Origin of the sequence: Sporosarcina aquimarina (assembly GCF_023715615.1) — a bacterium.
GTDB classification, from domain to species: Bacteria; Bacillota; Bacilli; order Bacillales_A; family Planococcaceae; genus Sporosarcina; species Sporosarcina aquimarina_A.
Genome location: NZ_JAMBOM010000010.1, coordinates 12,559 through 27,918, shown reverse-complemented (window position 1 = coordinate 27,918; position 15,360 = coordinate 12,559). Strand labels below are relative to the sequence as shown.

The 15,360-nt window shown below is 36.1% G+C and carries 21 protein-coding genes; 20 read left to right on the top strand and 1 reads right to left on the bottom strand.

All coding sequences use genetic code 11. The features are described from left to right. Window positions 1-55: 55 nt before the first annotated feature. The 8 genes from M3197_RS16395 to M3197_RS16360 all read left to right on the top strand — a co-directional run bounded on the left by M3197_RS16395 (window position 56) and on the right by M3197_RS16360 (window position 4,738). The gene (locus tag M3197_RS16395; RefSeq protein WP_251662868.1) at window positions 56-484 is read left to right on the top strand and encodes an NUDIX hydrolase; all 429 of its coding nucleotides are present in this window, start codon (window positions 56-58) and stop codon (window positions 482-484) included. 395 nt (window positions 485-879) lie between these two features. After that, the gene (locus M3197_RS16390) at window positions 880-1,392 is read left to right on the top strand and encodes a GNAT family N-acetyltransferase (RefSeq protein WP_251662866.1); all 513 of its coding nucleotides are present in this window, start codon (window positions 880-882) and stop codon (window positions 1,390-1,392) included. Window positions 1,393-1,629: 237 nt separating this feature from the next. After that, window positions 1,630-2,178 carry a short-chain dehydrogenase gene (locus M3197_RS16385; protein WP_251662864.1) on the top strand — a complete coding sequence of 183 codons (549 nt, stop codon included), beginning with the start codon at window positions 1,630-1,632 and terminating at the stop codon, window positions 2,176-2,178. A 98-nt stretch (window positions 2,179-2,276) separates the two neighbouring features. After that, a complete protein-coding gene (locus M3197_RS16380; RefSeq protein WP_251662862.1) occupies window positions 2,277-2,774 on the top strand; it encodes a GNAT family N-acetyltransferase in 498 nt (165 codons plus the stop codon). Window positions 2,775-2,861: 87 nt separating this feature from the next. After that, window positions 2,862-3,077, top strand: a complete 216-nt coding sequence (locus M3197_RS16375) for a hypothetical protein (RefSeq protein ID WP_251662860.1) — start codon at window positions 2,862-2,864, stop codon at window positions 3,075-3,077. 116 nt (window positions 3,078-3,193) lie between these two features. Further along, window positions 3,194-3,676, top strand: a complete 483-nt coding sequence (locus M3197_RS16370; RefSeq protein ID WP_251662859.1) for a GNAT family N-acetyltransferase — start codon at window positions 3,194-3,196, stop codon at window positions 3,674-3,676. Window positions 3,677-3,717: 41 nt separating this feature from the next. Then, window positions 3,718-4,224 carry a GrpB family protein gene (locus M3197_RS16365; RefSeq protein WP_251662858.1) on the top strand — a complete coding sequence of 169 codons (507 nt, stop codon included), beginning with the start codon at window positions 3,718-3,720 and terminating at the stop codon, window positions 4,222-4,224. Between the two features lie 106 nt (window positions 4,225-4,330). Further along, a complete protein-coding gene (locus M3197_RS16360; protein ID WP_251662857.1) occupies window positions 4,331-4,738 on the top strand; it encodes an NUDIX hydrolase in 408 nt (135 codons plus the stop codon). A gap of 107 nt (window positions 4,739-4,845) precedes the next feature. On the opposite strand, the gene M3197_RS16355 is transcribed toward M3197_RS16360, so the two are convergent. Then, complete coding sequence (locus M3197_RS16355; protein WP_251662856.1) at window positions 4,846-5,913, bottom strand: acyltransferase family protein; 1,068 nt, start codon at window positions 5,911-5,913, stop codon at window positions 4,846-4,848. Window positions 5,914-6,168: 255 nt separating this feature from the next. On the opposite strand from M3197_RS16355, the gene M3197_RS16350 reads away from it, so the two are divergent. The 12 genes from M3197_RS16350 to M3197_RS16295 all read left to right on the top strand — a co-directional run bounded on the left by M3197_RS16350 (window position 6,169) and on the right by M3197_RS16295 (window position 15,151). Further along, window positions 6,169-6,621 carry an NUDIX hydrolase gene (locus M3197_RS16350; RefSeq protein ID WP_251662855.1) on the top strand — a complete coding sequence of 151 codons (453 nt, stop codon included), beginning with the start codon at window positions 6,169-6,171 and terminating at the stop codon, window positions 6,619-6,621. 179 nt (window positions 6,622-6,800) lie between these two features. After that, a complete protein-coding gene (locus M3197_RS16345; RefSeq protein WP_251662854.1) occupies window positions 6,801-7,352 on the top strand; it encodes a GNAT family N-acetyltransferase in 552 nt (183 codons plus the stop codon). Window positions 7,353-7,566: 214 nt separating this feature from the next. Further along, window positions 7,567-7,764: a hypothetical protein gene (locus M3197_RS16340; protein WP_251662852.1), complete on the top strand. Its 198-nt coding sequence runs from the start codon at window positions 7,567-7,569 to the stop codon at window positions 7,762-7,764. A gap of 165 nt (window positions 7,765-7,929) precedes the next feature. After that, window positions 7,930-8,394 (top strand): VOC family protein, encoded by a 465-nt coding sequence (locus M3197_RS16335; RefSeq protein WP_251662849.1) that lies wholly within the window; start codon window positions 7,930-7,932, stop codon window positions 8,392-8,394. A gap of 367 nt (window positions 8,395-8,761) precedes the next feature. Further along, the gene (locus tag M3197_RS16330) at window positions 8,762-8,968 is read left to right on the top strand and encodes a hypothetical protein (RefSeq protein ID WP_251662847.1); all 207 of its coding nucleotides are present in this window, start codon (window positions 8,762-8,764) and stop codon (window positions 8,966-8,968) included. A 410-nt stretch (window positions 8,969-9,378) separates the two neighbouring features. Beyond that, window positions 9,379-9,783 (top strand): hypothetical protein, encoded by a 405-nt coding sequence (locus M3197_RS16325; RefSeq protein ID WP_251662914.1) that lies wholly within the window; start codon window positions 9,379-9,381, stop codon window positions 9,781-9,783. Window positions 9,784-9,869: 86 nt separating this feature from the next. Continuing rightward, window positions 9,870-10,403 (top strand): AAA family ATPase, encoded by a 534-nt coding sequence (locus tag M3197_RS16320; RefSeq protein WP_251662913.1) that lies wholly within the window; start codon window positions 9,870-9,872, stop codon window positions 10,401-10,403. 578 nt (window positions 10,404-10,981) lie between these two features. Continuing rightward, window positions 10,982-11,911, top strand: a complete 930-nt coding sequence (locus M3197_RS16315; RefSeq protein WP_251662846.1) for an aminoglycoside phosphotransferase/kinase family protein — start codon at window positions 10,982-10,984, stop codon at window positions 11,909-11,911. A 170-nt stretch (window positions 11,912-12,081) separates the two neighbouring features. Continuing rightward, on the top strand, window positions 12,082-12,660 hold the full coding sequence (locus M3197_RS16310; RefSeq protein WP_251662844.1) for a histidine phosphatase family protein: 579 nt from the start codon (window positions 12,082-12,084) through the stop codon (window positions 12,658-12,660). A gap of 228 nt (window positions 12,661-12,888) precedes the next feature. Further along, window positions 12,889-13,554: an HAD family hydrolase gene (locus M3197_RS16305; protein WP_251662842.1), complete on the top strand. Its 666-nt coding sequence runs from the start codon at window positions 12,889-12,891 to the stop codon at window positions 13,552-13,554. Between the two features lie 172 nt (window positions 13,555-13,726). Next, the gene (locus M3197_RS16300; RefSeq protein ID WP_251662840.1) at window positions 13,727-14,476 is read left to right on the top strand and encodes a metallophosphoesterase family protein; all 750 of its coding nucleotides are present in this window, start codon (window positions 13,727-13,729) and stop codon (window positions 14,474-14,476) included. Between the two features lie 459 nt (window positions 14,477-14,935). Continuing rightward, window positions 14,936-15,151 (top strand): hypothetical protein, encoded by a 216-nt coding sequence (locus tag M3197_RS16295; RefSeq protein ID WP_251662838.1) that lies wholly within the window; start codon window positions 14,936-14,938, stop codon window positions 15,149-15,151. The last annotated feature ends 209 nt before the right edge of the window (window positions 15,152-15,360 follow it).

Here is a 15,360-nt window from a genome sequence, read left to right as displayed (position 1 = left end):
TTACTGGCCAAATATCCTGCAATAACACAAATAATTATTTCGGAGGAACTTTAATATGGTTATCGTAAATGTCGAAGGTGCTATAAGGAAAAATGATAAGTGGCTTATAATTGAAAGAAGCAAGAAAGAGGAACATGCGGGTGGCCAGCTTTCACTTGTTGGAGGTAAGGTGGATCTGGAAGGGAATTCATCAGATATATTAGAGCGAACAGTGAAAAGAGAAATATATGAAGAAGTCGGTGTGAACGTAAAAGACAGATTAAATTATGTACATAGTACATCGTTTGTAACTGGTAAAGGAGAACATGTCGTGGATATTGTTTTTCTTTGTGAATATGAATCTGGGGAGGCATTCTGCAAAAGTCCCGATGAGGTTGAAAAAGTATTATGGTTAACTACTGAAGAAATAGTAACCCACTCGAATTCACCACAATTTTTAAAGCAAAGCATTCAACACGCAGATATGTTAGTTCAGAATCAGTAATAATCTGCGAGGGAAATTTAGCAGCTGCAATAGTGAAAGTAAACGGGAAAAACACCGTACACATTCATTTGTAATAAGTTCCTCCTGCAAAGCGAGGTTGTTCTGAGAGAAGGTTAAGAATTATTGGGAAATTAAATTGCGTTGTTGAGCTTCTTTGGATAGAATTGTCTAAAGAGGTTTTTTTATGTTAGCTGTACCCTATATCATAGATGGTCAGCCACTTCAAAAAATGTAATGAGCTGATTGCTTATTATCCAGAGGGCCTTAGACTAGATACCCCCTTAAATGGTTGCGTACTGTAACGAGATTGGGTAATCGACATGTTTTGACACGTTCATATGAACACTGAAATTGGTACCATCTATAATGGCTAGATTATTAAACGGGAGGAAGGCATGAATAAAAACGAAAACATACTTCCCCATATAAGAATGAGGAAATTACGTGAAGATGATTATGAAATTGTTAAAAAGTGGAGTCGTGATGATACGTTTTGTGAAGCAAATGGATGGGATTTTAATAGAAGTGAAAAAGAGTTATATAGATGGTGGCTTCACTGTGTAACTCATGAGTCTAAAGATTTTGTCCGTCTGGGCATCCAGCTGGGAGACAAATTAGTTGGATATGTGGACTTGGCTCATATTAACAATCATACTGCTGAAATTGGCATTGCAATTGGAGAAAGTGATGTATGGGGGAAAGGTATCGGCTCAAGGTCCATTATCATTATGATGGAATATGCTTCTGATCAATTTGGAATTACTATTTTTGATGCGGAAACACAAGAAGGAAATATTCGCTCAAGAAAAATGCTGGAAAAGGTAGGATTTGTAGAGATAAGTAAAATTGGCAAAGAAGAATACTTAGGAACTGATAACCAATTAATACAATTTCGTTTTTATAAGTAGTCAAACTACCGTTAAACTAGCTGCCTTTTGAAATGGCGTCGTGTTCAATGTCAAACCAACTATGACAGCATGCTAACTTCATCCTTCGAGATTTAACCAAGAAAAAGAATGACATGATAAAAATAGAATTCTTTTTATGAAGTTTTCAGCACCGTTCTGTGTATTAGGAACAGTTTTTATAGAGCTTTTTTCTCAGTTCAACAGAAGTGATGTACTTAAAGAGGGAGGGGCTTCATAGTGAAACCTCATGTACTTGTTGTTGGAGGAACCGGGATGCTAAAAGAGGTATGCTTATGGCTTGTCGATCAAGGGTACAATGTTTCAGTTATTGGAAGAACCCAAGAACGTTTAAACGACGTAGTAAAACAAGCTTGTGATTCTTCTAGCATTTCCCCAATTAGTGTTGATTACCGGAACGAGGAACATTTTCTTAAAGAGATTATTGAAATTCAACATAAGCGTGGCCCCATCACGCTAGCTGTGTGTTGGATTCATTCAGATGCTCCTAATGCGCTCCGTATTTTAGCAGAAACGCTTTCAAACCTATCACCTAATCCTTGGCGGTTATTTCATGTCAGGGGGAGTACCGCTCATTTATCTCAAGTCCCTATGCCTGTACCAGAAAGATGTCTTTATCGTCAAATAGTGCTTGGTTTTATTCTGAGCGATACCTCCTCTCGTTGGCTTACAAACAAAGAAATTGCTACCGGTATTATTAAAGCGATTCAACGGGATCAAGTGAAGTGCGTAGTTGGAACTCTGGAACCATGGGAGAAACGACCTTAAATCAAACGGTTGCCAGTTCGAACAATCATTTAAGAAGCACAAGAGGTTATTACTTTTTCGTATAACAAAAAAACATATTTATAATTGTGAGGGAATCTATGATGATCAGACGTTTAGTTCCACAAGATGCAGAAAGTTATCTTTCTCTAAGATTAAAAGCTTTACAAAACAGTCCTGAATCATTTGGTTCTACTTACGAAGAGGAAAAAGATTATCCTGTTGACAAGTATAAAATTAGATTTCAATCAGAGGACTCTCTAACATTTGGCGCTTTTGAAAATGGTGTTCTTGTCGGAATTATTACTTTAGTTACAGAAAAGCGGATTAAACTGCGCCACAGAGCAACGATTGTAGCTCTGTATGTTTCACCAGATATGCGTGGTTTTGGGATTGGTAAAGCTTTAATAATGGAAGCCATTAATATGGCGAAAGAATTGCAAGGTGTTGAACAGATTTATTTAACTGTGGTGACCACGAATAAGGCCGCAAAAGAGTTATATTCTTTGCTGGGATTTGAGATTTACGCTACGGAGAGACGTGCACTAAAGCTAGATGACGTCTATTTTGACGAAGATCTAATGGTATTGTTTTTTTAAAAGAAATGAGTGGACGGTTAATCGGTACTTGTTAACGCCCCTTCGCCAAATGCTTTTTTTCATTTACGAAGCTGGAGGTTGGAGATTATGTTTAAACTATTTTTATTTTTCATTATTGTTATTGCATTCTACGCAAGTTCAATCTGGCAGTATATAAATCCCACAAAAGCTATTCATTTATCGTTTAAAAAAGCTTTTATAACAACTCCTATAGTAGATGAAGTAGCGGTTAAGCGTTCTCTTATAATTAGAGGTATCTTCTTTACTTTGGTTTTTATTATAATAGCTGTCAGTTATATATAACTGGTATGTATAGACGCATCTTAATCGTTCGATCTAAAGTTTAAAGCTTATTAGACTAACGAACTTTTAGATTGTTGCTAATCCATTCGTACGTAAACTAAACGCTGGAGGTTCAAATGGAATTAAAATTATCGAAATTCCAAGAAACTGATTTTGAGTTGTATTATCGTCTTGTATCGAATGACGGTGTTATGGCTCAAATAACTGAGCGTACATTCCTTTACGATGAAGCTAAAATAAGTTTTCAAAAACTTATAAATCGAAATGAAAAATACGATAGTTTTGGTTCATATAAAATCTATGATTATTTAGACAAGACATTCATTGGTCTGGGACATTTGACGATAAATGAAGACAGAAGTCGGGAAGCAGAAATTGGATATATGTTGCTACCGGAGTATTGGGGAAAAGGTTATGGAACTGAGACTGCAAAAAAACTATTAGAAATTGCCAAACCATTAGATTTAAAGGTAATTACAGCTATTATTGACCCCGCGAATAATCCTTCGAGAAAAATATTAAGCAACCTTGGTTTTATATCCCAGGAGTTTTGTGAAATAGACGGTTTACCAGGAGAAATCTTACATAAACAATTTTAAGCCGGTGTCCGTAACTAAGTACTTTTAACGGGGGAGATTATTTGAAAGTTCGATTGTCAGAGTACGATAGAAATTGGATTCGAATGTACGAAGAAGAAGTTAACATCTTTTGTAAAATATTCGGGGATGAGATCATTAAGTTCGAACATTTTGGAAGTACCTCGGTTCCAAACATGAAGGCAAAGCCTGTTGTTGATATGATGTGTCTCGTTAAAGATATCAAAACAATTGACCTATTCAATGAACAAATGGAGCAGTTAGGCTATGATGTTGCTGGGGAATGGGGAATTCCAGGTAGACGCTTATTTCGTAAAGGTGGAAATGACAGAACCCATCATATACATGTTTATCAGGAAAATCATCCCCAAATTAAACGCCATCTTGTGTTTAGAGACTATTTAAGGACTCATCCTGACGAAGTTGAACGCTATACGTGTTTCAAACAAAGATTGGCTGATCAATACGACGATACAGCCTTATACAGTAAAGCAAAGAAGCCTTTCATACAGGAAATGGAACAACGGGCATTGAATTGGTTTGATAACTAAGCAGCATAAATTTTATTTAACGATCCTTCAAGTTAGCTAGTCAGTTAGCTGGAAAAGAATTTTTAAGTAACTACAATAAAAGTGGAGTAAATTAGGGGGTGAGTGTATGACACCACCAAAACACATTGTTTCGGCAGCCACAATTGTCATAAATAACAAGAATGAGCTTTTGTTAATAAAAGGGCCCCGTAGAGGGTGGGAGATGCCTGGTGGACAAGTTGAAGAGGGGGAATCTCTAAAGGACGCTGCAATCAGGGAAACGAAAGAGGAATCTGGTATTGATATAGAGATTGTTAAGTTCTGTGGAATCTTTCAAAATGTTGAACGATCCATTTGTAACACACTATTTTTAGGCAAAGTTATTGGAGGCAATCCTACTACAAGTCCAGAAAGTTTAGAAGTAGGATTTTTCCCAATTAAGAAAGCATTGGAAATGGTAACAATGACGAACTTTAGACAGCGAATTGAATACTGTCTAGACGAAAACACCCATCCTTTTTTTGTGGATTTTTAAAATGCAGTAGAGTGAAAAGTACCTGCGCGAGAAACAAACATGATCGTTTTAACATCCATGAAAGTTTGAACACAGGTACTTTTATAAATCGCTCACTAAAACCAAATTTAATGAGTAACTGCTGGCTTGGTAGGGATCTTTTTTTGTGAAAATCCACCAAGGAGGAGCTTTCCATACGGTAAAAATCTCTGTATGATTATTGAAAAAATGATTGGAACAACTAAACCGAATGCGGTGAAGCCTACAATGCCATATGTGAAGTAATCGTTTAGCAAAATATCTGTAAAGATGTGCAAGTACATAATCGTTAAGGAGTGCTTCTCGATTTTTTGCAACCATTTTACAGACAGCTGCGCAGCAATGAGCTGGAATATGCCAACTAATACGAGCGTAAATGAAAGTGGTATGATCAAATCTAAAAAGAAATGGTCATAACGTAAAAACTTCATACTTAAATGATAGTCAATTGCATGATTCATATCGAGTGAAATGGCTGTTACACTACCTATTAATCCGACGATTAACCATCTCATTGAAACATTCGTCCAAATATCCTTCATGTAATAACCTAACGCAAAATAGACAACTGCCATAAGGACAACATCGATGTTCCAAATCATTGGGACTGTTTGAGACGCAATGTCTGGTTTCCCGCCAATAACGCTCATCGCAAAAAAACTTTCATAATGCGCAATACTATAAGAGATTGCCAAAATAATGATCTGTTTCGTGCGGCTAAAGTATTTAGTCATCCATAAGAAAAACAAATACGTGAAGAAAAGCGTCGTGACAAACCAGAAAACACCGTACGCACCACGAGCAAAGCGTCCGCCGACCACAAGCGTCCAAAAATCATTCACATACCATGACAAATCTATATTGCCCGAACTAAGCTCAATCCCGTAACGGATGAGCGTAATGCTTCCTAGAAAAAACAAATAAGGGACTATCAATTGCATAAATCGTTTATGAATCATGTGCTTCATTAAGCCCTTTTCAATGACAGGTTTAAAAAACATCCCACTTAAAATAAAGAAAGCTGGCATGTGAAACCAATAGATATATTTAACGAGTGGGAAATCAAGCTGTCCGGGATAATGACCAATGACCACAAGAATCATTAAAAATCCTTTTGCTCCATCCACCCAGGTTAATCGTTTCTTACTCATACTCATAATTAGGCACCTCAAGTAAATTGACGTATCTACAATGTACCCCCTTTCTGCAATTTGGAGTGTAATGTTACAGAATTGAAACGCGGATGTTAGTTAGTTGGTAATACATAGGAGTATTTTCATGATTTATTACGGATAACTGACTAAATCGAATTATTAGTCCCTCTTATTACAGGAGAATTATATGCCTTTCGATTTTTTCTTGAGTGGGATCAAGAAAAATACAAAAATACGATGCATGATTGGAGTTTTGAAATGAGAGAAGGAGTCATACGGCCACTGGTTATTTGTGTTTTCCAACAGGTTGATACCATCCTTGTTGCTGAAGGTTATGATCCAGTGAAACAGGATTACTTTTACCGGCCAATTGGTGGAGGAATCGAATTCGGTGAAAGCAGTGAAGAAGCACTCATCCGAGAAATGAAAGAAGAACTGAATACAACTGTTACGGATCTTGCATATTTAGGAACGCTAGAAAATATATTCAGCTTCAACGGAAATATAGGTCACGAGATTGTAAGGGTCTATGATGCATCTTTCACCGATAACGCTTTCAACAAAGCAAGTACGTTCGAAGGAATAGAAGATAACGGAGAACTATTTAAAGTGATGCGTCTGCCTATAGAAACGTTTCGAACAGGAGAACTTCGTCTTGTTCCAGACAACTTATTGGACCTGCTTGAAGTGAATGACATCTCTCCAAAGTGATTGAAAAAGGACTTGATACAACATTAAGCTGAAAGTACCATCTTATTCTGCCTGATGTGAAGTAACAGCAATTCTACATCTCAAAATGAAAAGACCGTTTGTTTTCTTGATGAATTGCAATGGGATTGAAAATCGTCGATTTTTGGACGCTAAAAAACTTATGAAAGGGGAAATTCAAATTGAAAGAAGAATTCCCAATTATTGAAACGGAGCGATTACTTTTAAGAGAGGTACAAAAAGAGGATTCAACTGATATGCTTTCGTATTTATCGGATAAAGATGTTGTAAAACATATGGGTCTGAACCCTTTTCATACTGTGAAAGAGGCAGAAGAAGAAATAGAGTGGTACCAACAGATCTATAAAGATAGTACTGGAATTAGGTGGGGAATCTCTCTCAAAGACAATGGACGGGTTATTGGCAGTTGTGGTTTTCTTAATAGGCAGCCCAAGCATTTTCGAACTGAAATCGGTTATGAGTTAAGCAAAGAATATTGGGGGAAAGGTATTGCCAGTGAAGCATTGGAAGCAGTAGTTAAATATGGATTTCAACACTTGCAGTTAGAACGAATTGAAGCATTAATTGAACCTGCTAATGTAGCATCGCTGAAATTATTAACTAAAAATGGATTTGAAAAGGAAGGATTATTAAGACATTATGAATTTACTTGTGGTAAATTCGATGATTTGTATATGTATTCAATTTTAAAAGGTGACGTCGTCACTACCTAACAACTATCAATTCTATATAACTACACGATAATGGCTTTAGCAGTGTATCCTCAACAAATAATCACAAAATAGTAACCTTAAAGAAAATAGAGCAAGCTTGTATAGAATTGCACTTGCTTTAACTAGCTCAGGTGCTGAAAATGTACTCTGCTTTTTCGGTCCAAAGAATGCTTAAGAAGAGCATATTGAAATCATTAATTGGAGGTACTATCCGATGTTATGGGGAACTATTTTACTATGGATTGTTGGCTTATTACTTTTGTACGTAGTAGTCTTTACAGCAGTAAAGGATGGGATTGATAAGTCAGAGGTGGGTCAGTTCATAAAAACGAATTATGGGGTTAAAGATAACATTGTTACGGTTAGTGATGAGGAAATTGAAAAGGAATTAGAAGACGAATTCAAGAATTAGGAAAAATAGTTACAACGATTAGGTTCAAATTGTACTTTGATGATAACGCATGTCGCACTAGTCCTAACGCAACAGATAAAGCAGAAGAGAATATAGGGTTAATCCATCGAGGATCTAATAATGTATCAGACCTGCATATCTATTAACTGTAGGAGGTTTTATGTATTGATTAAAGGTTTATACGAAGCACATTTACCCGTAAGTGATTTAAATAAGGCTATCCAGTTTTACGAAGGTCTAGAACTGGTGCTTGATCATAAAATTGAAGAAAGATTAGCGTTTTTATGGATTGAAAAAGATAAAAGCTGGTTGGGCTTGTGGAATACAGATAAAGTGGAAGTAGAATATCATCCTTCAATTAGACATATCGCTTTCGAGGTCTCATTGGAAAGCCTCAAAGACTCAGTAAACTGGCTAACAAAAAAGGGCTATACACCTAGGAAAGCCTTTGGGTTTGAACCCACCGAACCTTTTGTCATGCCTAATGATGGATTTGGTCACGCTAAAATTCATTTTAATGATCCTGATGGAAACAGCCTAGAATTCATTTGTAAAATCAATAATCCCAAAAACATTTCAAAAACTATGTATCTAAGCGAGTGGGAAAAAATAAGTAATGAATTTTCTTAATGTTGTAATTTATTATTCAAGATTATGGTTTTGTCTTGAAAAAGAATTGGTACAGAACTTACTGCATAATAAATCTTTAGTATAGGAAGTACGAGAGGATGGAGATATGCTACAACTCTTGATTTTTTATCTTATAGTTGTGCCGATTTGTATTTTACTCCATTAGCTAAGACATGGAATCGGCGCTGTCTCATCTTCAAATTCCCATGCACATATCTATTTAGGACCAAGAAGTGAACATAATAAAGAGAATTTCAGATTTGGTAGGCTTCACTTTCACATCTCTTTGTCATTTATCGGTTTTGCTTATTGGGATACTGTTTTAACTAATCGACAGAGAGCAATTGCTCTAGCAGGAGGACCTTTCTTGTTTCTCGTAATTGCATTTGGATTCCTGACATTTTCCTCTGTCCACAGTCAGTTGCATCCATTATTTTGGTGGACAATTATTTTTAACTTCCTCCAATTTGTAGTTACAATCATTCCTGTGACATACCCTCGTTGGATGGGAGGATATAGCGGTTACAAATCAAATGGTTTACAGCTGTTAAGGATACTAAGAGGTCAAAATTGACATTCTGTATATTAAGTAATTGAACACATTTCTTAAAAAATGCAGGTCCTCAATATAGTCAAAGTAAAGAGGTGATCGGAATGGGTGAACGATTTGAGCTGAGTTTCAAAAATAAGGAAGTCAGAGTATGGTTGGTTATTATGGTGCCGACTGTGATAGCGGAAGTCTTACTTATACTTTTTTCTGAAACTCCAACCAGCTATGTTACAAGCTTGCTTACACTAATCTCTTGGACAATCTTTTTTATTTGGCGGTATTTTTATAAGAAGAAACAGAAGAAAGTACAATCGGTTAGTTAGTACCTCATTCTAATCTATTTAGTTTCTACATGACTAATTGGGAACGATAATCTAATACAGTGTACATGATTTATGAAAAACACATTCAGGTAACTAGGAAAGGTGGATGTAATGATTGATTTCTTTGAAAGAAAGTTAAGACTTCAGGATTTAGAAGTCTGGGATGTCCGATGTGGGGAAAGCATTTATAGAATGCTTATTTTTGATGAGAATCGTTTGCCTGAATTAGCAGATTTGGACATACCCAGCAATGCTATAGCAGATGATTTAAGGGAAAATTTAATAACTGTTAGTGTCTATTCTAATACTCTTGTAAAAGATGAACATATCGATGATATAGACCAGTTTGCAAAGCAATTGACGGATCATGTCGCATTAGCTCATTGTCATGTTGTCACGAACTTTTATACAGGAGCGATAGACGAGATGTCCAAATGGTTTTTGAAAGAAAAATTAAATTTGAACTATGAGGAAATACCTTTAACGCAACTGTGGCACTTAAATCAAGACAATTAGTCATACGGTCTGGTTTTGTTAGAACGCAGTAGTAACCAATTACTCTCCCAATTCCAACTGAATGAGGTGTATTTCTTGTGATCATCATGATAAATGGGGCATTTGGTGTAGGGAAAACAACAATAGCTAGTGGACTCGTAAACGAGATTGAAAATAGCATGATATTTGATCCTGAGGAGATTGGTTTTATGTTAAGAAATATTCTTCCTCAACAAACAATCCATCTTGAAGCGAACACTGGAGATTTCCAAGATCTAGAACTTTGGAAAGAGTTAACGGTTCAAGTAGCACATGCTTTACTTGTTAAATACAAAAAGAACTTAATCGTTCCTATGACCATTCGCAAACCCGAGTACTATCTTTATATAAAAAACGGATTTAGTAAGCTCGATACACACACCTATCATTTTTGTTTAACTGCTAGTAAAGAGACAATTTACAGGCGACTTGGTCATCGCGGGGAAGAGGCAGGGAATTGGTGCTTTCAACAAACAGACAAATGCTTAACTGCTTTTAATGAGTACAACTTTGGAGAGTATATAGATACTGATCGTGTCGCAATCCCTTCAGTTATCGCTGAGATTAAGAATAGAATACAAGATTTCCCTAAAATGAGGTAGGAAAAATGAAAACACTTAAGAGACTAGTCTTTTTTATTACTATTTTTAATTTGACCTTCATAACAATCTTAACCTTGCAGTTTCAGTTTCGATTCAATCATCATTCAAATTTCTCTGAATTGATTATGTATGCCTCAATTTTCTCTATTACTATCTCAATAATTCCTTCAGTTTGCTATTTCTTCTCTAGGGTAATTTTTTTGAGATTGATTCAAAGTAAAATAGATCATAGCGCTTTGCTTCTCTCAGCCTTGATTCTCCTTACTACTGCTACGATGACCTATATTTTAACTGAGATCGTCTTTCATAACTTTGTTGCGTCTATACTATGTATTGGTAGTACAGTGGTAACTTTGGTTCTACTATTCTATATGGACTCACGGAGTAACAAGAGCGTTTTGACAGGAGATTAATGGTAGTCTTGTCGAGTATTATTTAGGCTGTCATCTTTTATATTTTATAATTCGTCATCTCTGCTGCTGTTAAAAATGGAAGCAACTATTTTGTACTAGAAGATTCTTTTAAAAACAAAGATGAGAGTCACCGAAAAAAAGTCCTTCATGTGAGGAGAGTCATGTATGAGCAGCATATCCATTTTAAAACGATTCGGATTTAACATAGAAACGGAACAAAAGAGTATCTATCCATTTTCTCCAGTTTATAAGATAGATAACTACATCATAAAAAGAACTCAGTTTCCTATAGCCAGTGCTCTCAACCTTGTAAATTATACTTCTTACCTTGAGGGAAACAGCATAGACATCGTAACTCCTGTCGATTTAAGTTTCAATAATCCACAGCAAATCAACGACGAGTGTTTTGTTTGTTATCCTTTTATTGAGGGAGTTGCCTATGAAGGATCAGAAGAACAGATCATACAAGCTGGCGAACTGTTAGGTCGAATTCATTCTTTAGCGACTATAGAGAATAGGTTTCAACTAGAAGAATATGATGTTTTTGATTTTAATTATCAAGAAGTGGAGGATTCTATAAAGAAAATCGAAAAATTCGTTGTGTTATATGATGTTAACATTGACACTCATAGGTTGAAAATACTACTAAATCAAGGAGTTAAAAATCAGAATACTATTAAAAATAGTAATATTTATTGGATCGAGACACCACACGATTTTAAAGCGAATAACTTAATTTATAAAGACAACAGTCCGGTTTTGATTGATGCGGATAATGCTAAATGGATTCCTCGTGCTTTTGACTTGGCATTGGCCTTCCTACTGTTTCACAATGAACTCGCTTCAGCGCCAAATAGAGTATTTACTCCGGATGAATGGCGCCTTTTTTTATCAGGTTATCTCAACTATCAAACGCCATCCGAAGTAGAGCGTACACAGTGGGAAGATATCGTATTACACGTTTTTCTAGATGAAGTGATGTGGTTAATGGCTGAGGTCGAAGAGGACTGGAAACGAGCTGAACAAAGGGAACTATTTGTTAGTCTCTCGAATGTATTGGCTACTTTAAATGATTATCCCCTTCTTAAAAAATGAATAGATAAAAAGTGTTTATAAGGACATCGGCCTACAAAAACGTTAAGATACTAGCTATGTAAAATTTGAAATAGTCTATCTTAATTAGTGTCTGTTGCTATATAAAGAAGAACGATGATGTTAGTTGGCGTTAAAAGTATGAGTAAAAAAAGTAAAGGGTGTTCTATTTAATGACTACTATTGGGCTAATTAGACACGGGATTACTGAGTGGAACCGTCTTGGTAAAGCGCAAGGCACATCAGACATTCCATTAAACGAGTTAGGTAGAAAGCAAGCTCTTGATATTGGCAATAGGCTTCTGCCTGAAACAAAGTGGGATTTAATTATTTCAAGTGACTTATCAAGAGCTGTTGAAACAGCTCAGATTATTGGGAGTACTATAAACCTATCCATTCATCATACCGACAAAAGAATTAGAGAAATTTATTGTGGAGACATTGAAGGGACCACGGAAAAGATTCGCTTGGAAAAATGGGGAAGCAATTGGCGTGACATAGATTTAGGTATCGAAAGTTTTGAGGAAGTAGGAAAAAGAGGAATAGAATTCATTGAAGAAATAAACCATATTTATAATGGAAAGCGAGTTTTGATAGTTAGTCACGGTGCCTTAATCGGTTTAACCTTACAACAATTGCTCCCTACAACGTTCCCATCAACCAATATACACAACACCTCGCTTACAATTTTGAATAATACCCATGGAAAATGGGATTGTACACTCTACAATTGTACAAAGCATATGATATGAGGTTAATAAATGCTAACTCATAGATCCCGGGTTTACTAAAAAGAATATTTCGGTAATTGATGAAGCTGTAAAAGTAGTTTTGTACAATTAGCGCGCACCGGAACGAATCCGAGAATTCTTTATGTGTCCATCAAATTGAAAAGACGCAAAAGCTTAAAAAGTCGAAGTGTCTTCTGCATCACGGTACATATATAACATTAATTTTGAAATGGAGGCATCCTATAACCAATGATTAAGGCAATTTTATTCGACCTAGATAACACGTTGTTAGATAGAGATGCATCTGTAAAGCTGTTTATCGCCAATCAGTACGAAAGACTGCATCGTTTACTAGGTGACGTTCAGAAAGAAGAGTATGTCTCAAGATTTTTAGCATTGGATATCCATGGTTATGTATGGAAGGACAAGGTCTACCAGCAATTGACCCATGAGTTTAAGATCGAACAAATCACTTGGGAAGATCTGCTCCAGGACTATGAACAAAAATTTAAGTATACGTGCGTTCCTTTTCCAGGGCTTTTTCAAATGTTAGAGGAGTTAAAGCGGCAGAATCTTCTTCTTGGCATTATTACAAATGGATTTGGTCAGTTCCAGATGGAAAACATCCAGAGTTTGGGGATAATAGATTATTTCGATGTGATAGTAATATCAGAGTGGGAAGGAATCAAAAAACCGGATCCTAGGATTTTCGTAAAAGCTTTAGAGAAGCTAAATGTTTCTGCTGGTGAGAGCGTCTTTGTAGGAGATCATCCCGAAAATGATGTGGCTGCAGCGATGGCTATTGGCATGAGAGGTGTCTGGAAGAAAACTTCTCATTTTGACAGCGGAGACTGTGACTATGTTATTGATAATTTTATGGAACTTTTATTGTTCCTGAATCCGTTGAAGGGTTAGCTATAATCATTATTATTTTTAATTTTTCTTCAAATCAGGTTTGAAAGTGAACTTAGTATAGTCCGATTTCTTAGGATTATCTATTTGAACAAGATGAATTCAGAATAAATAATCACATACATCTTATTTGAAGAAAGCAGTTACAACTAATTGATAAAGGGGGAAGCAATTTATGAGAGTGGGATTAATTGCAGACATTCATGGAAATGCTCCCGCATTAAGAGCTGTTCTTCAGGATTTGGATAAAAGGCTGGATATTGATCAGATCTTTTGTTTGGGGGATATGATTGGAATTGGGCCAGATACAAATGAAGTTTTAGAAATTTTATTCTCCAGAACAGATATATCTATGATCACTGGGAATCACGATGAAGCAGTTCTAGCACTTTTAAAAGATGAAGAACATCCACGCAGCCACTCACATGCTAGAGAGCATCATCAATGGATTGCTGATACTATGGAGGACAGGTTCATTTCAAAATTAGATCAATTGCCTCGAACGATTCATCAAAACATCAATAGGCAGCGTGTCTTGTTCACACATTATCACATTGAGAATTCAAAGCGGTTGGATCACATTAGCTTAGACCCTTTCAGTAACATTGTCGAACCAACTCTTGAAAACCTAACCTCATTATATCAAGACTCAGAAGCAGAGTTAATTTGTTTTGGACACCACCACCCACTTCACTTTTTTGAGAGTAAGACCACAACTTATCTAAATCCAGGATCTTTAGGATGTAATTCTAAACCTATCGCTCCCTACACAATCGTAGACATTTTACAGAATCAAATTAGAGTAAGCTTTGAAGAAGTTTCTTATGATAACACTAGCTTTTTGTCATCTTATGACCTTCTCCAAGTTCCTGATCGCGAATTCATTCTCAAGGCTTTTCATGGGAATCAACGGGTTAAATTTTAGCAAATGGAGAGATAGGATTGATCACGTCAATCATACTGCAAGTTCTGAGTTAAGAGGCAAGTAACTTGAACCTGTAGAAGAACTCTTCATTCATATTGAAGTTTCTATCTCCCCAGGTAATAGATGAGAGTGCGAAAGATTGGATAGATAGTCAAGAAGAGATTTTTGAAGTTTAGTGTTAATTTAAATCCATCATGCGGTCTACTTTTATGTACATTCATACATGAAACGTCTTAGCCAGCAAACACATTAGACTAATTCGCGGTGAGATCGCTCTACTGTACACTAGCTAGATTACGAACTAACATGAACAGTTGCTTTCCGCAGGTGTACCACCTGCACTTCAGGCTACTGAAAGTATTTTACCTAAAGCATTTTTTCTTCAAACGTGCCACTTTCTTAAAAACCGACGCCATTGACAATAGAGAAGATGATACAAGAAGTTGGGGGGAGAATTTTATGTCTCTGGTAAAACGATTTGCATTTTGGTTGCCAGTAATCGCGGTCATTCACTACGTATTTGAATGGCTCTGGAACCCAGTTAAAGACATACTATTTGCCTTTGATCCCTTGCTAACAAAAATATTTGGACTGCTTGACAGTAATGGAATGCTGTATGATAACGAACATTTTAAAATCCTGTTTCCTTTTTGGTACACTTTTTCTTGTGGTTAATCTACGGCGTTATTATTGATTACATTATCAAAGTGTTACTAAGGAAAAATAGAAATGATGAATGAAATTGCTTGCTGATTAAGCAGGTAATAATCGGGGGTTAGGTTATATGCGATTCTTTCTATTTCGCGAACTTTGACCACATTGTTTTGATTTATATCTTATGGATAGAATGAGGCGTTATGTTATGAAAACAATATATGTACTTT

Bases quoted from the DNA above. Each gene is read 5' to 3' on its own strand.
- M3197_RS16360 (WP_251662857.1), top strand. From the start codon at position 4,331: ATGACACCACCAAAACACATTGTTTCGGCAGCCACAATTGTCATAAAT.
- M3197_RS16305 (WP_251662842.1), top strand. From the start codon at position 12,889: ATGATTAAGGCAATTTTATTCGACCTAGATAACACGTTGTTAGATAGA.
- M3197_RS16390 (WP_251662866.1), top strand. From the start codon at position 880: ATGAATAAAAACGAAAACATACTTCCCCATATAAGAATGAGGAAATTA.
- M3197_RS16340 (WP_251662852.1), top strand. From the start codon at position 7,567: ATGTTATGGGGAACTATTTTACTATGGATTGTTGGCTTATTACTTTTG.
- M3197_RS16295 (WP_251662838.1), top strand. From the start codon at position 14,936: ATGTCTCTGGTAAAACGATTTGCATTTTGGTTGCCAGTAATCGCGGTC.
- M3197_RS16370 (WP_251662859.1), top strand. From the start codon at position 3,194: ATGGAATTAAAATTATCGAAATTCCAAGAAACTGATTTTGAGTTGTAT.
- M3197_RS16300 (WP_251662840.1), top strand. From the start codon at position 13,727: ATGAGAGTGGGATTAATTGCAGACATTCATGGAAATGCTCCCGCATTA.
- M3197_RS16380 (WP_251662862.1), top strand. From the start codon at position 2,277: ATGATGATCAGACGTTTAGTTCCACAAGATGCAGAAAGTTATCTTTCT.
- M3197_RS16320 (WP_251662913.1), top strand. From the start codon at position 9,870: ATGATAAATGGGGCATTTGGTGTAGGGAAAACAACAATAGCTAGTGGA.
- M3197_RS16350 (WP_251662855.1), top strand. From the start codon at position 6,169: ATGAGAGAAGGAGTCATACGGCCACTGGTTATTTGTGTTTTCCAACAG.
- M3197_RS16315 (WP_251662846.1), top strand. From the start codon at position 10,982: ATGAGCAGCATATCCATTTTAAAACGATTCGGATTTAACATAGAAACG.
- M3197_RS16375 (WP_251662860.1), top strand. From the start codon at position 2,862: ATGTTTAAACTATTTTTATTTTTCATTATTGTTATTGCATTCTACGCA.
- M3197_RS16310 (WP_251662844.1), top strand. From the start codon at position 12,082: ATGACTACTATTGGGCTAATTAGACACGGGATTACTGAGTGGAACCGT.
- M3197_RS16355 (WP_251662856.1), bottom strand. From the start codon at position 5,913: ATGAGTATGAGTAAGAAACGATTAACCTGGGTGGATGGAGCAAAAGGA.
- M3197_RS16325 (WP_251662914.1), top strand. From the start codon at position 9,379: ATGATTGATTTCTTTGAAAGAAAGTTAAGACTTCAGGATTTAGAAGTC.
- M3197_RS16395 (WP_251662868.1), top strand. From the start codon at position 56: ATGGTTATCGTAAATGTCGAAGGTGCTATAAGGAAAAATGATAAGTGG.